The following is an 18289-nucleotide window of genomic DNA, read 5'->3' on the forward strand; positions in this document are numbered from 1 at the left end:
CGTACAGTGATCAGCGGCCGCCCGGCGGCCGCGGAGCCGATCAAGGGTAGGCCCGATGAGAATCCGTCCCACTGGCCAGTTCGACCCGAGCCGGGCGCGGCGCCGGCTCTCGGCGCCGGCGCTCCTGCTCGGCGTCCTGCTGGCGATGTCCTCGGTCGCGCACGCCGCCGCCCCGGCGTCCCGCCACGATCCGGTCGAGGTCACGATGGCCCCGCCGCCGGTCGGCATCCCCGGCCAGTACATCGTGCGGCTGAACCCCGGCTACTCCGTCGCCGACGTGGTCGTCCCGCTCGACGTGCAGCCCAAGTACGTCTACACCACCGTGGTCAACGGCTTCACCGCGAAGCTGACCCCGGCCCAGGTCGTGGAGGTGCGCAGCCATCCGGCGGTGCACGCCATCGAGCAGGACGCCCGGGTTCGCCCGCTGGACGGGCCCGGTGCCGGCGACCCGCCGGGACCGGCCGCGGACGCCACGCCCACCACCGCCCCACGCCCGATGGTCCGCCCCACCGTCCGCCCCACCCCCACCGTGCGGCCGACCGTCCGCCCGGCCCCGCACCCGACCGTCCGTCCCACCGTGCGGCCGACGCCGACCGCGCTGGCCACGCCGACCCCGACACCGACCGTGCGCCCGACCGTGCGCCCGGCGGTGCCGCCCGGCCCGCCCGCCGCCATCATGCCCGGCGCGCTTCCCCCGGTGGCCACCACCTCCTGGGGCCTGGACCGGATCGACCAGCGCCGGCTGCCGCTGGACGGCCTGTACAGCGGCCGGCACGACGGCACCGGGGTGACCGCCTACATCATCGACAGCGGCATCGACCTGCGGAACACCCAGTTCACCGGCCGGCTGGTCCGCGGCTACGACGCGGTCGGTGACGGGTACAACACCCAGGACTGCCTCGGGCACGGCACCATGGTCGCCGGCATCGTCGGCGGCACCACCTGGGGCGTGGCGCGCAAGGTGAAGCTGTCCCCGGTGCGGGTGCTCGGCTGCGACGGTTCGGGGTCCTTCTCCGGCATCATCGCCGGCTTCGACTGGGTGGCGCGCAACGCCGTCAAGCCGGCGGTGGCCAACGCCTCGCTCGGCGGGCCGAAGTCGGCGGCGGCCAACGCCGCGGCCAACGGGCTCGCCGCCGCGGGGATCTTCATGGCGGTGGCGGCCGGCAACAACTCCGGCGACGCCTGCGACATCTCGCCGGCCAGCGCGCCGGGGCCGCTGACCCTCGGCGCCTCCGGCCGCACCGACGTCTTCGCCTACTTCAGCAACTACGGCGCCTGCGTCGACGTCATCGGGCCCGGCGTCTCGATCACCTCGGCCAAGCTCGGCGGCGGCAGCACCTCGGGCAGCGGCACCTCGTTCGCCTCGCCGTTCGCGGCGGGCATGGGAGCCCTGTTCAAGCAGGCCTACGGCGACTACTCCTCGGCCATCGTGCACGACTGGATCAGCCGCGCCGCCACGACCGGGGTCATCAGCGGCATCCCGGGCGGCACGCGCAACCGGATGCTCTGGCTCGCCAATCTGTGATCGGGCCGCCGGCCCCGGGCACCCCACGGGTGCGCCGGGGCCGGCGCAGCCGCTGTGTGCAAGATGTCGGATTTATCAACATAACCGGTAGGCGTCGCGTCACCCGAGACACCGGTACGGGCCCGCTGCCGGGTCAAACGCGGATCCCCGGACGGCAAGAAGCCGTCGATTGTGTTCCATAGCTTTGGATCACGTGCGACTCTGTCCCCCATGACGTGGTGGCATGGTCAACCAGAGTCGGCGGTCACCGGACCCGCCGTGCCGATGCCCCGCACGCCCGAGCCGGGCCCCGAGCCCGGCGAGGGCGACCTGCTGGGCGCGGCCCGGGCGGGCGATCCCGGCGCCGCGCACCGGCTGGGCCGCCGGTACGCCCAGCGCGGCGACCGGTCCGCCGCCCGCCACTGGTGGGAGCGCGCCGCCGGGGCCGGCAACATCGACAGCGCCTACAACCTCGGTCTCTGGCACGAGAAGCACGGCACCGTCGACGAGGCGGTCACCTGGTACGAGGTGGCCGCCGGGGCGGGCGACGCGGAGGCCGCGGTCAACCTCGCGACGCTGCTGCTGGAACAGCGCGGCGACGTCCGCGGCGCACGGCAGTGGTTCGAGAGCGCCGCCGCGTCCGGGTCCCGGCCGGCCGCCCGCCGGCTGGCCCTGCTGTGCGAGGACATCGGCGAGGCCGCCGCCGCCCGGGAGTGGCACCACCGCGCGGCGGTGGCGGGCGACCTCGCCTGCGCCAACGACCTGGCCTTCCTCAGTTACACCGGCGGCGACGAGCCCCAGGCGCACGCCTGGTGGGAGTACGCGGCCCGCGGCGGGCACGCCGGCGCGGCCTACCATCTGGGCCGGCTGCTGCACGCGGGCGGCGACGCCCACGGCGCCGAGACGCTGTACCGGCTGGCCGCCCGGGACGACCACCCGGGCGCCGCCGCCCAGCTCGGCCGGCTGGCCCTGGACCGTCGCGACCTGCGAGCCGCCCGGGCCTGGCTGGAGCGGGCCGCGCACGCCGGGCGGGTGGAGGACCAGCGGATGGCCGGGATCGTCTGCGTCGAGCTGGCCGACTCGGCGGGGGCCTGCCACTGGTTCGGCCGGGCCGCGGCCGGCGGCGACCCCGAGTCGGCCTACCACTTCGGGCTGCTGCTGATCACCGAGCACGACGACCCGGGCGGCGGACGGCACTGGCTGCGCCAGGCCGCCGCCCGGGGTCACCATGGCGCGGCGCTGGAGCTGGCCGCGCTCGCGGGCGCGCCCGGCGTCCCCGCGCCGGGCGGCGGCGCGCCCGGGGACCGGCCGCCGCTGTGGGACCGGCCGGTGGCGCCGGAGCTCGCCGCCCGCGCCGAGCTGGCCGTGGCCGCGGCGGGCCGGCGCGACGGCAGCGCGCTCCGGCCGGCCGACCTGACCGAGATCCTCGGCACCTGGGACCTGCTCGCCCGCCGGCTGCGCGAGCCGATCGACGCGATCGCCTGGCTGACCGAGCACAGCGGGCTGCCCGGTTCGGCGGTCGAGCACCTGCGCGCGGTGTGCGCCACCCTGCTGGTGCCCGGCACCGCGCCGTGGCCGACGCCCGCCGAGGTCGAGCACGTGCTGGCCACCGCGCGCGTGCTGCGGGCCCGGCTCGGCCTGTCCTGACCGCACTGGCCGCCCGAAGACAGGCCGGCCCGGCACAGGCCGGGCCCGCTCAAGACAGGCCCGCCCAGGACAGGCCCGCCAGGACAGGCCCGCTCAGGACGGGCCCGCTCAGCCGAGCACGCCGGCGAGCGGCGCGCAGGGCAGGCCGTGGGCGTCGGCGACCGGGCGGTAGGTCACCTGGCCGGCGTGGGTGTTCAGCCCGAGCGCCAGCGCCGGGTCGGCGCGCAGCGCCTCCCGCCAGCCGAGCCCGGCCAGCCGGACGGCGTACGGCAGCGTGGCGTTGGTCAGCGCGTAGGTGGAGGTGTTGGCCACCGAGCCGGGCATGTTGGCCACGCAGTAGAAGACCGAGCCGTGCACCCGGTAGGTGGGGTCGGCGTGCGTGGTCGGCCGCGAGTCCTCGAAGCAGCCACCCTGGTCGATGGCGATGTCCACCAGCACCGAGCCGGGCCGCATCCGGGACACCAGCTCGTTGGACACCAGCGTCGGCGCCTTGGCGCCCGGGATGAGCACCGCGCCGATCACCAGGTCGGCGCGCAGGACCGCCTGCTCGACCGCGTAGGCGGTGGACACGACGGTCTTCAGCCGGCCCTGGTGCACGGCGTCGATCCGGCGCAGCCGGTCGATGTCCACGTCCAGGATGGTCACGTCGGCGCCCATGCCCACCGCGATCTGCGCGGCGTTGAGCCCGGACACCCCGCCGCCGATGACCACGACCGAGGCCGGCGCCACGCCGGGCACCCCGCCGGGCAGCACCCCCCGCCCGCCGTTGAAGCGCATCAGGTTGTACGCGCCGACCTGCGGCGCCAGCCGGCCGGCCACCTCCGACATCGGGGCGAGCAGCGGCAGCGCGCCGCCCGCCTGCACGGTCTCGTAGGCGATGCCGGTGACCCCCCGGGAGAGCAGCGCGTCGGTGCACGCGCGCGACGCGGCCAGGTGCAGGTAGGTGAACAGCACCTGCCCCTCGCGCATCCGGTGGTACTCCTCGGCGATCGGTTCCTTGACCTTGAGGATCATCTCGGCCTCGGCCCACACCGCGTCCGGGCCGTCGAGGATCTTCGCTCCGGCGGCGAGGTACTCCTCGTCGGGGATCTGCGAGCCGAGTCCCGCGTCGCGCTGGACGTACACCTCGTGGCCGTGCCGGGTCAGCTCGTGCACGCCGGCCGGGGTGGCGGCGACACGGTACTCGTGGTTCTTGACCTCGGCGGGCACGCCGATCTTCATCTCTGGTGCTTTCCTTCCGGACGGGCGGTGATGGTGGTACGCGGCCCGTCCCCGGCGGCGGCCGGGCGGGCCACGGGTCTCAAAGGCGGCGCCAGGCCTCGGTGAGGACGGCCCGCAGGATCGACTCGATCTCGTCGAACTCGCGCGGACCGCAGATCAGCGGCGGGGCCAGCTGCACCACCGGGTCACCGCGGTCGTCGGCGCGGCAGTAGAGCCCGGCGTCGAACAGGGCCTGGGACAGGAAGCCGCGCAGCAGCCGCTCGGACTCCTCGTCACTGAAGGTCTCCTTGGTGGCCTTGTCCTTGACCAGCTCGATGCCGTAGAAGTAGCCGGCGCCGCGCACGTCGCCGACGATCGGCAGGTCGCGCAGCCGCTCCAGCGTGGCGCGGAACACCGGCTCATTGGCGCGCACGTGGCCCAGGACGTCCTCGCGGTCGAACAGGTCGAGGTTGGCGAGCGCCACCGCGGCGGAGACCGGGTGCCCGCCGAAGGTGTAGCCGTGGGCGAACATCGCGGGGTTCTCCCGGAACGGCGCGAACAGCCGCTCACTGGCGATCATCGCGCCGATCGGCGAGTAGCCGCTGGTCATGCCTTTGGCGCAGGTGATGATGTCCGGGACGTAGCCGAACCGCTCCCCGGCGAACATCGTGCCGAGCCGGCCGAAGGCGCAGATCACCTCGTCGGAGACCAGCAGCACGTCGTACCGGTCGCAGATCTCCCGCAGCCGCGGGAAGTAGCCGGGCGGCGGCGGGAGGCAGCCGCCGGCGTTCTGCACCGGCTCGACGAAGACGGCGGCCACCGTGTCCGGGCCCTCCATCTCGATCGCCCGGGCCACCTGGTCGGCGGCCCACCGGCCGAACCGCTCGGGGCTCATGCCGGGCACGCCGGTGATGTCGTCGGCCCGGTAGTGGTTGGTGTTCGGCACCCGTACCGAGCCGGGCACCAGCGGCTCGAAGTACTGCTTGAACGCCGGGATGCCGGTGATGGCCAGCGCGCCCTGCGGGGTGCCGTGATAGGCGACGGCCCGGCTGATGACCTTGTGCTTGAGCGGCCGGCCGGTCATCTTGAAGTACTGCTTGGCGAGTTTCCACGCCGACTCGACGGCCTCGCCGCCGCCGGTGGTGAAGAAGACCCGGTTCAGGTCGCCCGGGGTGAGGCCGGCCAGCCGGGCGGCCAGCTCGGCGGCCTTGGGGTGCGCGTAGGACCACAGCGGGAAGAACGCCAGCTCCTGCGCCTGCTTGGCGGCGGCCTCGGCCAGCTCGGTGCGGCCGTGGCCGAGCTGCACCACGAACAGGCCGGACAGGCCGTCCAGGTAGCGCCTGCCATGTACGTCGTAGACGTAGGCGCCGTCGCCGCGCACGATCGTCGGCACCTCGGCGCCGGAGTGGGCGCCGTGCCGGGTGAAGTGCAGCCACAGATTGTCCCGCGCCGCCGCGAGGATCGCGGCGGTGTCGGTCTCAGCTCGCGCCATGGCTTGCCACCCCAGTGATCTCGGCTCGCCCCCAGTCTGCCGGGCGGTCCGGCGAAAGACAACTGGTTGCGTGGCGACACAATGCAAGAACCTCGGAATCCGCTATTTCGCTGTGTAACAACAACGAAATCCGTCTGACATGTCGGCTGCGAGCCCGCCGGGGGCACCGGGTCCGGCGGGTGGCCGGACCGCCGCCCTGGTACGGGCGGCACCGCGGCTGTGATGCAATGTGTCGGATCCGACCAGCGAAAACGCAGGGAAAGACACCGTGACTCCTGAGGAAACCGAGAAGCTCGAGAACGCCGTCGCCACCGGGATGCCGCAAGCCGTCGAGGAGCTGAAGCGCCTGGTCGCCATCCCCTCGGTCGCCTTCCCCGGCCATCCGGAGGAGCCGGTCCTCGCCGCCGCGGCGCTCACCGAGGAACTGTTGCGCTCCACCGGGCTGCCGCACGTCCGGCAGATCCCCATCGAGGGCAGCTACCCGGCGATCTTCGCCGAGGCCCCCGCGCCGCCCGGCGCCCCCACCGTCCTGCTGTACGCGCACTACGACGTGCAGCCGCCCGGCGATCCGGCCCTGTGGCGCACGCCGCCGTTCGAGCCGACGCTGCGGGACGGCGAGCTGTACGGGCGCGGCGCCGCCGACGACAAGTCCGGCGTGCTGGCGCACGTGCTGGCGCTGCGCGCCTTCGAGGGCCGCTTCCCGGTGGGCATCAAGGTCATCATCGAGGGCCAGGAGGAGTACGCGGGCGAGCGGCTGGAGGAGTTCGTCGAGAAGCACCCCGACCTGGTGCGCGCGGACGCCATCGTGGTCGCCGACGTCGGCAACCCGGCGGTCGGCGACCCGGCGGTGACCACGTCGCTGCGCGGGCTGGCCGCGTTCACCGTCGAGGTGCGCACGCTGCGCGAGGCGGTGCACAGCGGGCAGTTCGGCGGGGCGGCCCCGGACGCGCTGGCCACGCTGATCCGCATGCTCTCCGCGCTGCACGACGAGAACGGCGACGTCCAGGTGCCCGGGTTGCCGCGCGGGGTGTTCCTCGGCGAGGCCCCGGCGGAGGAGACGTTCCGCGAGTTCGCCGGCGTGCTGGACGGGGTCGCGCTGCCCGGCTCGGGGTCGGTGGCCGACCGCGTGTGGGCCTCGTACTCCATCACGGTGACCGGCCTGGACGTGCCCACGGTGCGCGAGGCGGTGAACGCGGTGCACGCGGTGGCCCGCGCCCGGGTGACCGTGCGCGTCCCGCCGGGCGGCGACCCGGTGACCGCCGGCGACGACGTGGTGGAGCACCTGCAGCGGGCCGCGCCGTGGGGGGCCCAGGTGTCGGTGACCGACCGGGTGCACGGCACCGGGTTCCTGTCCGACACCGGCGGCCGGGCCAGGGCCGCGCTCAACGCGGCCATGACGCGGGCGTTCGGCCGCGAGCCGCGCGACATCGGCTCCGGCGGCTCGATCCCGCTGGTGGCGACCCTGGTCCGGCAGTTCCCGGCGGCCGAGATCCTGCTGTTCGGCGCCGAGGACGACGGCTCGGCGGTGCACGCGCCGAACGAGCGGTTGAACGTCGAGGAGCTGCGCCGGGTCGCCACCGCCGAGGCGCTGTTCCTGGCCGGTTACGGCACGGCCTGACGTTCGCGATCGGGGCCGATCGGACGCGTAGAAGCCCCCGTGCGGTTCTCGCACGGGGGCTTCGTGGTCCCGCGGACGGGGTGTCCCGCCGCCGGACGCGACCGGTGGCCTAGTGGGCGCCGGCGCCGGAGCTGACGATGGACTTGACGCTGGACGCGCTGTCCATGCTGTAGCCGTAGGGGATGCCGGCGACGCTGCCGCCCTGGCTTCCGGCGCCGGAGTTGGCGAAGTAGTTGTTGCGTGCCACCAGGTTGCCGGCCGGGGAGTCGCCCTCACCGCGGTGGAACGGGTCCTTGGTGTTCTCGAAGTAGTTGCCCTCGACCAGGACGCCGGCCTCCATGGTCGAGGCGACACCATAGCTGGTGACGCCGGCGAAGTAGTTGTTGTAGACGTGCACCGGGTTGCCGAACCGCACCCGGGGGTGGCGCTGGGTGGTGCCCTGGAAGTAGTTGTGGTGGTAGGTCACCCGCAGGTGGCCGCGGTCCTCGCCGCCGTTGCCGTCGTCGTGGCCGAGCAGCATGACCTTGTTGTGGCTGGCGACCTTGTTCCACGACACGGTCACGTAGTCGCTGGCGCGCTTGATGTCGACGGCGCCGTCATAGCCGTTGCTGAACGAGTTGTGGTCGATCCACACCCGGGTGGAGTACTGGACGTTGATCGCGTCGTCGTTCCAGTTCCGGAAGCTGATGTTCTGGATGATCACGTTCGAGGCCTTGTTCACATTGAACCCGCAGCCCTGGATCACGGCACCGGAGTTGCCGACGATCGTCTTGTTGGACGTGACCTTCAACATGCCCGAGCAGGAGATGGTGCCGGAGATCCGGACGACCGCCGCGCTGCTGGAGGAGACCGCGCTGGTCAGCGCCGAGGCGCTGGTCACCGTCACCGGCGGGGCGCCGCCGCCGCCGGTGACGCTGCCGCCGTAGGTGGCCCAGCCGTCCGGCCCGGCCGCCGCGTGCGCGGTGGAGCCGGTGGCGACGCTTCCCGCCACCGCGACGAGCGCCGCCGCCGCCAGGCCGAGCATCCGGCCGGCTCGCGTACCGTTCTTCGTCATGTTCACGCTCCTGGTCTCGCGGAATAACGATTCCGCATGTTCATGTATGTGAATGACATACATGTAAGCGAACGAGCGTCAAAGTAAGAAGCGTCGCGACACGCTGTCAATGGCCTCGGTCGGACTCCGTCGCGAGCGGCCCCACCGGTTCCCGGCACGACCGCCCCGGCCTGGGCTTTTGCCTGCCTGCCGCCCGGTCGCGCGTTTCACGCATGTGAACGGCGTGCAACTTTCACGTCACAGATCTTGACCGGCCGGCTCCTGGTCGTGCCGCGCCACCGCGCCGGCTTCCCCCGCGCCCGTCCGCCCGCCCGTCCAGCGGGAAGATCCCTGCCACGGAGGAGTGCCCGATCTCAATCGTGAACCACATACATGTATCTGAACCGGCCAACCCCGTGACGGCCGCGGCATGATCCCGTCCCGCTCGCAGGACTATGCAGTCGTATCCAAAATTGGAGTCCACTTAAACAAAGCCCTACACTGCCGCCATGGCGGAGGGACTACGAGAGCGCAAGAAGCGGCAGACCCGGCGGCGGGTCGCCGACGCGGCCGTCCGGCTGTTCGTGGCCCGCGGCTTCGACGACGTCACCATCGCGGAGGTCGCGGCGGCCGCCGAGGTGTCGGTGAACACCGTCTACAACTACTTCGCGGTCAAGGAGGACCTCGTGCTGCCGCCGGAGGAGACGTCCGCGCGGCGGCTGGCCGACATCGTGCTCGCGCGGCCGCCCGGATGCTCGGCGGCCCGGGCGGTGCTCGCGCGGCTGCGCGAAGAGGTCGCCGGCCGTGAGCCGCACATCGGGCTGGGCCCGGACTTCGGGCGGATGCTGGAGATGATGCGAGCCGCACCGACCCTGGCGGCCCGGCTGGAGAGCCTCGCCCGCCAGATGACCGACCTGCTGGCCGCCGTCCTGGCCCAGGAGACCGCAGCCGCCGCCGACGACCCGCTGCCGCGCGCTGTCGCCTGGCAGATCGGCGGCGTGCACGCCCTGGTGCTCAGCGAGATCGGCCGGCGGACCACCGTGGGCGAGGATCCCGACACGATCGCGGCGGCGGTGCTGGACCTGCTGGACGTGGTGGAGGGTCTGCTCGGCGAGCGGATCCTCGGCTACGCCGTACGAGAGGAACGACCATGTTCAGAGTGACCATCCGCGGCAGGTTCGCCGGCCTCGACGACGCCGGCCGGGCGGCCGTGCGGGCGGCGAGCGGCCTCGCCTACACCGAAGAGGGGATGTTCACCCACGACCCGGGCGTGACCGCCTTCACCTTCCGCTGCCAGGTGCCGGTCACCGGCGAGGACGACAGGCCAGATGACGGGCCGGACGACGGAGAGGACGACGCGGCACTGCGGGCGATGGCCGCCCTGGACGCGTACGCGGTCCCGCACGAGATCATCCACATCGCGGTGACGGACCTGCGCTCCGTCAAGGTCCGCCGCAAGGGGCACCCACCGGCCCGGCCGGCCGGCCGCTGAGCCGCGCACGCACCGGCCCCTATCCGCCGCGGCGCTCGCGAGACGTACCGGCCGATCTCTTCGGGTAGGCGCACCGCTCGGCCGGTCCGCCGGCGGCGACATCCCGGGGGCCGGTCATCAAGAAAGGATCTACCGATGCGTCCATCTCGATGCGACCTGCTTCGCTGGCAGTTCGATTTGGCCTGGGCACTGTTCGATCACCACCTGCAGAAGCTGGCGCCGGAGGACTTCCGGTGGGAGCCGGCTCCCCTCTGCTGGACGATCCGTGCCACCACCGGCGGGACATGGGTGCCGGACTGGGCGGACGTCGAGCCCGATCCGGTCCCGATTCCCACGATCGGCTGGGTGAGCTGGCACATCGGCTGGTGGTGGAGCGTGACCATCGATCACGCCCAGGGACGGTCTCCGCGAGAGAGGACCGAGATCACCTGGCCGGGTGACGGCGCGGTCGCCATCGGATGGCTGCGCGACCTGCGCGCGGAATGGCTGGCGGTCCTCGACCACCTCACCGACGCGGATCTGGATGCCACAGCCCCGTTCCCCTGGCCGGAAGGGTCCGGGTACACCGTCGCGCACATGCTCGCCTGGGTGAACTCCGAGTTGATGAAGAACGCCGCCGAGATCGGCCAGCTGCGACTGTTGCGCGCCGCCTCCTCCGCCTGACGGGGACGGTCCGGTCCGGACCAAGGGCGGCGGCGCTCCCTTCGACGGACGGCGCTCCGGCAGCGGCGCATGGCGAAAATCCGGCACCGCCGGGCCTGCGACCCGCCATCGGACCGGCGGTGGGCGATCGCCGGTGCCTGGCGATCGCCCGGGTTCTCAGGATCGTGGACGGAATGCGGCCGACCCCGGCGAGCCGCCGCCTGGGCGGCCCGCCGGGTGCCGGTCACTGGTAGTGGATGTCGGAGGTGCTGTACAGGCAGTTGGTGCCGTCCGGCCCCTCACCGATCTTGGTGGGCTCGCTGCCCTTGGGGGCGCCCTTGTACTTCTCGCAGATCACGATCTTCTTGCTCGCGTCGTTCTTGATGGTGATGTTGGAGAACCGGGCGGTGTCCCCCCAGTTGGTGTTGATCCCGACCAGGGCCTTGCCCGGCGAGGTGGCGGTCACGTTGGACAGCACCACGTCGCGCTTGTAGGAGTTGGTGCAGTTGCCGCAGGCGCGGTAGAGCTTGCCGAAGTCGTTGACCTGGAAGTTCTTGATGTAGAACGTGCCGGGCCCGTTGTGCTGGAAGACCTTGTCCGTCGCCTTGCGGGCGCCGCCGCCGTCCACGGTCATCGATTGGGACGCCGAGGTGCCGAGGAAGGTCGCGGCGTCCTCGCCCACGTCCTCCCACCAGACGTTCTGCAGGGTGCAGGTGCCCAGGCAGTGCACGCCGTCGGCCGCCGGGGCGCCGAGGATCACGTTCTTCAGCGTGGCGCCGTTGGACAGCTCGAAGATCGGTCCCTGGTCCTCGTCCTGGCCGCCGGTGCCGAGGTCACCGGTGCCGTAGTAGCGCTTCAGGCCGCCGTCCAGGGTGCCGGACACCTTGATCGTGCTGCCCACCGCCTGCGTGCCGTTCGCCGTCGGCCAGCCCGAGGTGGGCGGCGGGCTCGTCGGGGTCGGCGTGGGGCTGGGGTTGCCGGTCGGGGTGACGGTCGGCGTGGGGTTGGGGTTGGAGCCGGCCGGCGCGAGCGTCCACTGCTTGCTGGTCACCGAGTCGCAGGAGTTCTGCTGGATCAGCGCGCCGGCGCTGGTCGAGCTGTCCTTCACGTTCAGGCACTTGCCGCCGTTGGCGTTCACCACGCGGTAATAAGAGCCGGACGCGGTCAGCTGCCAGGTCTGCGAGGAGGCGCCGCTACAGCCCTCCTGCTGCACGGCCTTGCCCGCGGAGGTGCTGGCGTCCTTGACGCCCGCGCACTTGCCGCTGTGCGCCGCCTTGAGGGTGACGCCGCCGCTGACCGAGGTGACGGTCCAGCTCTGGCCGGCACCGCCGTTGCAGCCGGACTGGACGAGCTGCACGCCGTCCGAGCCGCTGGCACCGGGGACGTCCAGGCACAGGTTGCTGCCGGCGTTGACCAGGGTGTAGGTGCCGGAGGTCGGGGCCGCCGCCGCGGATCCCGCGCCGGCGATGGTGCCGGCCAGGGCGAGGCCGGCTGCCGCCACCAAGCCGAGCACCATGCTCGACTTCCTTCTTCTGAAGCTCACGTTCACGCTCCTCGTTCGCGAGGCCGGATCACGCTGTACACATATGTGGATGATGTACATGTGGCCGGACAGCGGTAAACGTAAGAACGCCATCGGCGCGTGTCAACGGCCGGGCGGACCGCCGGCCGGCCCGGCCACCGGCCCGCGTGCCCGGCGACCCGTGCGAGCTGGCACGTCACCGCTTCCGGGTGGCCGGATGCACTTCAGGTATGTGAACACCATGAAACGTTCAGCCCGCCCGCTCCGGTGGCCCGGACGGGCGACGGGCACGCCCTCTGCCCGGCGGTGCTAGATTTGTACTGACCAGTCAGTACAAAAGAGGTGACCGCATGTCGCAGCACGACGGCCCGCCACCGGCCATCCGCGCGGCCGGCCTGTCCCTGCGCGGCGGGCACGGCTGGGTCTACCGGGACGTCACGCTGGACGTCCCGGCGGGCGGCCTGACCACGATCGTCGGCGCGGGCGGCAGCGGCCGCACCGGCCTGCTGCTCACCCTCGGCGGGCGGATGCGCCCGGCCGCGGGCACCCTCGCCGTGCACGGCCATACCCGGCCGGAGCGGATCCGCCGGCTGGCCGCGCTCGGCCTGGTCGGCGGGGTCAACGACCTGGACGACGCCCTTTCGGTGCGCGACCACCTGCACGAGCGGCTACGCCCGGGCATCTCCCGCCTCCGCCGGCGCCGCTCCCCCGCCGGCCCGGGCCCGGCCGCCACCGCGCTGCGCCAGGCCGGGCTCGAGGTCACCGTCCTGCCGGACGGCGACCGCACCCTGGTCCGCCACCTCGGCCGCGAGCAGCGGCTCCGGCTCGGCATCGCCCTCGCGCTGGTCGACGAGCCGCGCGTGCTGCTACTCGACGACGTGGACGCCGGCCTGGCCGCCGACCGGCGTGCCGCGCTCGCCGCGACCCTGCGGGCGCTGACCGGCGACGGCCGCACCGTGGTGGCCACCGCCGCCGCCCCCCTGGCCGGCCCGCGCGCCGGCACCACCGTCGAGCTCCGCCGTCCCGCGGAGGAGGAGTCATGAGCAGACCACATCCGTTGCGGCTCGGCCGGCTGGAGCTACGCCGCTTCACCCGGTCCCGGCTGACCCGCGCCGCGCTGGCCGCCGTCGTGCTGCTGCCGCTGCTGTACGCCGGCCTCTACCTATGGTCCTTCTGGGACCCGCAGAACCGGCTGGACCGCATCCCGGTCGCGCTGGTCGTGGCGGACCGCCCGGTCACCGTGGACGGGCGGCCCCTGCACGCGGGCGCCGACCTGGCCGGCGAGCTGCGTGACCGCGAGGTCTTCGCCTGGCACCAGGTGGACGCCGCCCAGGCCGACCGCGGGGTCCGCGACGGCACCTACTACCTGTCGCTCACCATCCCGGCGGACTTCAGCGCCGACCTCGCCTCCCCCGATCGGGCCGGGAAACCGGTGCCGGCCGAGCTGGGCGTGCGGGTCGACACCGGCCGCAGCTACATCATGCGGTCCATCTCCGACGCGGTCTTCGCCGAGGTCCGCGACTCGGCCGCCCGCGGCGCGGTCCGCGGTTACCTCGACAAGATCTTCCTGTCCTTCGGCGACCTGCACGACGCCACCGCCGAGGCGGCCGGCGGCGCGGACCGGCTGAGCGACGGTGCCGCCGCCGCCGGCGAGGGCGCCGCGACGCTGGACGACGGGCTCGGCACCGCCCGGCAGGGCAGCCGGCGGCTGGCCGCCGGAGCGCACACCGCGCACCAGGGCACCGCGAGCCTGGCCGGCGGCCTGGCCACCGCCCGGCAGGGCACCGAGACGCTGCGCCGCGGCCTCGCCACGCTGGACAAAGGCGCCGCCGACCTGGCCGCCGGCAACGCCAAGGCCTACCAGGAGGTGCACGCCCACTCCGGGAAGATCAACGACGCGGCGGACCGGTACGTCCCGGTGCTGAACCGCGACGGCGAGCGGATCCGGCAGGGCGCCCTGGCCGTCGCCCGCGGCGCCGACCAGGTCGCCGACGGCCTCGGCACGCTGCCCGCCCAGGTCACCGCGGACGCGGGCCGGACCCGGCGCGACCTCGGCGCCGTCGAGTCGTGGCTGGACGCCCACCCCGACGCCGATCCCGAGCTGCGGACCCTGGTGCGCCGGGCCGCCGGATCCGGCCAGGACCTCGCCACCGGCGCCGGCCGGCTGCAGGACCGGCTCCAGGCCCGCGACGCCGCGCTGGACGAGCTGCGGCGGTCGGCCCGCACCGTCGCCGACTCGGCGCGCGAGCTCGCCGCGGCCGCGCCGAAGCTCGGCGACCGGCTGGAGGCCGCCCGCGACGCCTACAACCGGCTGGACGACGGCCTGGCCCGGCTCGCCAAGGGCTCGGCCGAGCTGAGCGAGGGCACCGGCACCGCCTCCGCCGCCGCCGGGCGGCTCGGCACCGGCCTGACCACGCTGGCCGGCGGCGCGGACCGGCTGGACAGCGGGCTCGCCGCGCTCGACCAGGGAGCCGGGCGGCTGGACAGCGGCCTCGGCACGCTGCAGGATGGCGCGGGCCGGCTGGACCGCGGCCTGGTGAAGCTCGCCGACGGCTCCAAGGAGCTGGCCGACCGGCTGGACGACGGCGCCGGCCGCATCCCGGACTACTCGGCCGCCGGCCGCGACGCGCGCACCGGCATGATGAGCGACCCGGTGCGGCTGCACGACGAGGTGGACAACGAGGTGCCGAACTACGGCACCGGCTTCGCCCCCTTCTTCGTCCCGCTGGCCCTGTGGGTCGGCGCCATGGTCGTCTACATGGTGCTTCGCCCGCTCAACCCCCGGCTGCTGGCCGGTTCGGCACCCGCCTGGCGGATCGCGCTGGCCGGCTGGCTGCCCGGCGTCGCGCTCGGCCTGCTCCAGGTCGCCGTACTGCTCGGCGTCACCGGGCTCGGCCTCGGGCTGCACGCGGTGAACTGGGCGGGCATGGCCGGGCTGCTGGCACTCACCGTCACCGCGTTCCTGGCCATCGTCCAGGCCGTCAACGCGCTGGCCGGGCCACCCGGCCGGGTGCTGGTGCTGGCGCTGCTGATGCTGCAGCTCACCTCAGCCGGCGGCACCTACCCGATCGAGACCTCGCCGGGGTTCTTCCAGGCCATCTCGCCGTGGCTGCCGATGAGCTGGGTCGTCCGGGCGCTGCGCCGGCTGATCAGCGGCGGCGACGCGGCCGTGGTGTGGCAGGCTTGCGGCGTGCTCACCGCCTTCACCGCCCTCGGCCTCGCGCTCACCGTGCTCGCCGCCCGGCGCGGGCGCACCTGGACCATGCGGCGCCTGCACCCGGAGCTGTCGCTGTGAGCCGCCGGGAGGCCACCCGGCTGCGGCTGTACGCGGCGGCGATGGAGCTGATGGCCGAGCAGGGCTACACCGCGACCACGGTGGACGCCATCGCCGAGCGGGCCGGGGTGGCCAAGGGCACGGTGTTCTACAACTTCGGCAGCAAGGAAGGGCTGTTCGCCGCGCTGCTGGAGCACGGCGTCGAGCTGCTGGCCACCGCCCTGGACCGGGCGCGGGCCGAGCCCGGCACGGCGCTGTCGCGGCTGGACGCGGTCATCTGGGCCCAGTTGCGCTTCTTCCAGGAGTACGGCGCGTTCGCCCGCGTCCTGCTGGCCGAGATGTGGCGCACCACCTGGCAGGACACGGTGGCCCGGCTGCGCACCCGCGCCCTCGGGGTGTACGCGGACCTACTGCGCGAGGCGGCCGGTGCAGGGCTGCTGCGCGCCGACCTGGACGCGGACACCGCGGCCACCGCGCTGTTCGGCATGGTGCTCACCGTCTCCATCGAGCAGCGGGCGCTGCACCCCGGCCGGCCGCTCGCCGACGTGCACGCCACCCTCACCGCCCTCGTCCATGGCCGCCTCACCCCCGCCCCGCCGGCCACGGCCTGACCTGTGACCGCCCCCGCGGCGTCACAGATCGGCCGGCCGGCCGCCGAACCCGGCAGCCGGTGACCGGGCGGCCGGCGATCGCCCGGACGGGTGGTCGGTGGTCGGGTGACCAGGCCGCCGGGCCGATCGCGGTCGCCGGCGGGTCAGTCCTCCGGCAGCAGGCGGGCCAGCTCGGCGGGGGCGGCGTTGCCGCCGGTGCAGATCACGGCCACCCGGGCGCCGGCGAACTCCTCACGGCGGGCGGCCAGCGCGGCGAGCGGGGCCGCCCCGGCCATCTCGGCCAGGGTGTGCCCCTCGGCCAGCAGCAGGCGCTGCGCCCGGTAGATGTCGTCGTCGCCGACCAGCATGAAATCGTGCAGCCCGCGCATGATCCGCTGGGGCAGCGCGAACGGCGCGCCGGTGGCCAGCCCGTCGGCCGCGGTGCGCACCGGCCGGCGGACCGGCTCGCCGGTCCGCCAGGTCTCGTACGCGGCCGGCGCCAGCTCCGACTGCACGGCGATCACCCGGCAGCGCGGCGCCACCGCCGCCGCCACCAGGCACGCCGCCGCCGCGCCGGTCCCGGAGCCGACCGGCACGAAGACCGCGTCCAGCTCGGGATGGCGGGCGAACAGCTCCAGGTACAGGGTGCCCACTCCGGCGATGATCTCCGGGTCCTCGGCCGGGCTGACCAGCCGGGGGCCTTCCTCGTCCCCGTGGGCGGCGAGTTGCGCGGCGTACTCGCCGGCCTCGCCGACGGTGCCGCCCTTGATCTCCACGGTGGCGCCGAGCGCCCGCACCGCGGCGACCTTCGCCGGATTCGGGTTCTCCGGCATCACCACCGTGCACGGCGCGCCGAACATCCGGGCGGCGTAGGCGATGGACTGGGCGTGGTTGCCGGTCGAGTAGGTGACCACACCGGCCGCCCGCCGGTCCGCCGGCAGCCCGGCCAGCAGGTTGATGCCGCCGCGCACCTTGAAGGCGCCGGTGGGCTGGACGTTCTCGTGCTTGACGATCGTCTCGGCGCCGAGCCGCGCGTCCAGCACCGGGTACGACCAGGACGGGGTGGGCGGCAGGTGCGGGGCGATCTGCCGCGCGGCGCGCAGCACGTCGGTCATCGAAGGCGGGTTCGCTGTCACGCCCCCCACGTTCCGCCATCACCATCCATAGGTCCAATGCGCATTGCCATGGTGACTCATAGATATGGTCTATACATGCTCGACTTCCTGCGGCTTCGCGTGCTGGACGCCGTCGCCCGGCATGGATCGGTGACGGCCGCCGCCCGCGAGCTGCACTACTCCCAGCCCTCGGTCAGCCACCACCTGGCCCGGCTGGAGGCGGAGACCGGCGCCCGCCTGGTGCAGCGCACCGGGCGCGGCATCCGGCTGACCGAGGCGGGCCGGCTGCTCGCCGACCGGGCCGCCGAGATCCTCGGCCGGGTGGAGGCCGCGGCCGGCGAGCTGGCCGCGCACACCGGGCTGCGCGCCGGCCGGGTCCGGCTGGCGGCCTTCCCCTCGGCGCTCGGCTCGTTCGTCCCGGCGGCCGCCGCCCGGCTGGCCCGCGACCACCCCGGCGTGGAGGTGCGGCTGGTGGACGCCGAGCCGCCGGAGGCGCTGGCCATGCTCCGGGCCGGGCAGGTGGACGTCGCGGTCACCTTCCGGCACACCGTGCTGCCCGCCACCGACGAGGGCGTCCGCCTCACCCCGCTGCTCGCCGACCCCGGCCACCTGGTCGTCCCCGCCCCCGGCACTCCGGCCCAGGGATCCTCGACCGGGCGGCGAACCGGGAACGCGCGACACGTCGGCGCGGCCCCCGAGGCCCCGGCCGTCCAGAAGACCCGTACGGCGGCCCCCATCACCCAGAAGTCCCAGACCGCCGGCGGGACCCCGGGCACCCGCGCCGGTGATGGCGCGTACGACGGGCCGCCGGGCGGGCTGGCCGCCTACCGGGAGTCGCGGTGGATCGTCGGCTGCGAGCGGTGCCGGGCGCAGGCGTTCGCGCTGTGCGCGGAGGCCGGGTTCACCCCGTCGGTCGCCTTCATCACCGACGACTACGTGGCGGTGCAGGCCATGGTCGCGGCCGGCCTCGGGGTGGCGCTGCTCCCCGAACTGGCGCTGACCGCGCACCGCCGGCCGGACGTCGCGACCTACCGGATCCCCGGCGCCACCCGCGCCATCTTCGCCGCCACCTACGGCGAACCCCCCGACCCGCCCGCCACCACCGCCCTCCTCGCCGCCCTCACCACCGCCACCACCCGGTGATCGGCGAGTGGCCGCGA

Annotated in this window: 15 protein-coding genes; 10 read left to right on the plus strand and 5 right to left on the minus strand. The window is 74.1% G+C overall.

The genetic code is table 11. From position 1 onward, the window contains the following. The first annotated feature begins 55 nt into the window (after window positions 1-55). The gene (locus Sru01_RS01350) at window positions 56-1525 is read left to right on the plus strand and encodes a S8 family peptidase (RefSeq protein WP_203981946.1); all 1470 of its coding nucleotides are present in this window, start codon (window positions 56-58) and stop codon (window positions 1523-1525) included. A gap of 264 nt (window positions 1526-1789) precedes the next feature. Continuing rightward, window positions 1790-3151 (plus strand): tetratricopeptide repeat protein, encoded by a 1362-nt coding sequence (locus Sru01_RS01355; RefSeq protein ID WP_239136741.1) that lies wholly within the window; start codon window positions 1790-1792, stop codon window positions 3149-3151. Between the two features lie 108 nt (window positions 3152-3259). Here the strand turns inward: Sru01_RS01355 and ald are convergent, their stop codons facing one another. Together ald and Sru01_RS01365 are read right to left on the minus strand one after the other, a co-directional pair. Then, on the minus strand, window positions 3260-4372 hold the full coding sequence (gene ald, locus Sru01_RS01360; RefSeq protein WP_203981948.1) for an alanine dehydrogenase: 1113 nt from the start codon (window positions 4370-4372) through the stop codon (window positions 3260-3262). 79 nt (window positions 4373-4451) lie between these two features. Then, window positions 4452-5843 (minus strand): aspartate aminotransferase family protein, encoded by a 1392-nt coding sequence (locus Sru01_RS01365; RefSeq protein WP_203981949.1) that lies wholly within the window; start codon window positions 5841-5843, stop codon window positions 4452-4454. 268 nt (window positions 5844-6111) lie between these two features. Between Sru01_RS01365 and Sru01_RS01370 the strand changes: the two genes are divergently transcribed. Then, complete coding sequence (locus Sru01_RS01370) at window positions 6112-7461, plus strand: M20/M25/M40 family metallo-hydrolase (RefSeq protein ID WP_203981950.1); 1350 nt, start codon at window positions 6112-6114, stop codon at window positions 7459-7461. 109 nt (window positions 7462-7570) lie between these two features. Here Sru01_RS01370 and Sru01_RS01375 read toward each other — a convergent pair whose 3' ends face one another. Then, window positions 7571-8515 carry a pectate lyase family protein gene (locus Sru01_RS01375; protein WP_239136712.1) on the minus strand — a complete coding sequence of 315 codons (945 nt, stop codon included), beginning with the start codon at window positions 8513-8515 and terminating at the stop codon, window positions 7571-7573. Between the two features lie 488 nt (window positions 8516-9003). On the opposite strand from Sru01_RS01375, the gene Sru01_RS01380 reads away from it, so the two are divergent. The 3 genes from Sru01_RS01380 (at window position 9004) to Sru01_RS01390 (ending at window position 10649) form a co-directional block, all read left to right on the plus strand. Beyond that, entirely contained in the window at window positions 9004-9657 is a 654-nt protein-coding gene (locus tag Sru01_RS01380; RefSeq protein WP_203981952.1) for a TetR/AcrR family transcriptional regulator, read from the plus strand. Beyond that, window positions 9645-9986, plus strand: a complete 342-nt coding sequence (locus Sru01_RS01385; protein WP_203981953.1) for a DUF6204 family protein — start codon at window positions 9645-9647, stop codon at window positions 9984-9986. Before Sru01_RS01380 ends, Sru01_RS01385 begins: the two co-directional genes overlap by 13 nt. 135 nt (window positions 9987-10121) lie before the next feature. Then, entirely contained in the window at window positions 10122-10649 is a 528-nt protein-coding gene (locus Sru01_RS01390) for a DinB family protein (RefSeq protein ID WP_203981954.1), read from the plus strand. Between the two features lie 223 nt (window positions 10650-10872). Here Sru01_RS01390 and Sru01_RS01395 read toward each other — a convergent pair whose 3' ends face one another. After that, window positions 10873-12171, minus strand: a complete 1299-nt coding sequence (locus Sru01_RS01395) for a pectate lyase (protein ID WP_239136714.1) — start codon at window positions 12169-12171, stop codon at window positions 10873-10875. A gap of 329 nt (window positions 12172-12500) precedes the next feature. Here Sru01_RS01395 and Sru01_RS01400 point away from each other — a divergent pair, with 329 nt between their 5' ends. The 3 genes from Sru01_RS01400 to Sru01_RS01410 are packed head-to-tail and all read left to right on the plus strand — an operon-like array spanning window position 12501 to window position 16035. Then, window positions 12501-13193 (plus strand): ATP-binding cassette domain-containing protein, encoded by a 693-nt coding sequence (locus Sru01_RS01400; protein ID WP_203981955.1) that lies wholly within the window; start codon window positions 12501-12503, stop codon window positions 13191-13193. Then, a complete protein-coding gene (locus Sru01_RS01405; protein WP_203981956.1) occupies window positions 13190-15445 on the plus strand; it encodes a YhgE/Pip domain-containing protein in 2256 nt (751 codons plus the stop codon). Before Sru01_RS01400 ends, Sru01_RS01405 begins: the two co-directional genes overlap by 4 nt. Then, window positions 15442-16035 carry a TetR/AcrR family transcriptional regulator gene (locus Sru01_RS01410; RefSeq protein WP_239136716.1) on the plus strand — a complete coding sequence of 198 codons (594 nt, stop codon included), beginning with the start codon at window positions 15442-15444 and terminating at the stop codon, window positions 16033-16035. Before Sru01_RS01405 ends, Sru01_RS01410 begins: the two co-directional genes overlap by 4 nt. A gap of 143 nt (window positions 16036-16178) precedes the next feature. On the opposite strand, the gene Sru01_RS01415 is transcribed toward Sru01_RS01410, so the two are convergent. Then, on the minus strand, window positions 16179-17150 hold the full coding sequence (locus tag Sru01_RS01415; RefSeq protein WP_239136718.1) for a threonine ammonia-lyase: 972 nt from the start codon (window positions 17148-17150) through the stop codon (window positions 16179-16181). A gap of 75 nt (window positions 17151-17225) precedes the next feature. On the opposite strand from Sru01_RS01415, the gene Sru01_RS35255 reads away from it, so the two are divergent. Next, window positions 17226-18272 carry a LysR family transcriptional regulator gene (locus Sru01_RS35255; protein WP_239136720.1) on the plus strand — a complete coding sequence of 349 codons (1047 nt, stop codon included), beginning with the start codon at window positions 17226-17228 and terminating at the stop codon, window positions 18270-18272. Window positions 18273-18289: the final 17 nt, after the last annotated feature.

This window comes from Sphaerisporangium rufum (assembly GCF_016863395.1).
Lineage (GTDB): Bacteria > Actinomycetota > Actinomycetes > Streptosporangiales > Streptosporangiaceae > Sphaerisporangium > Sphaerisporangium rufum.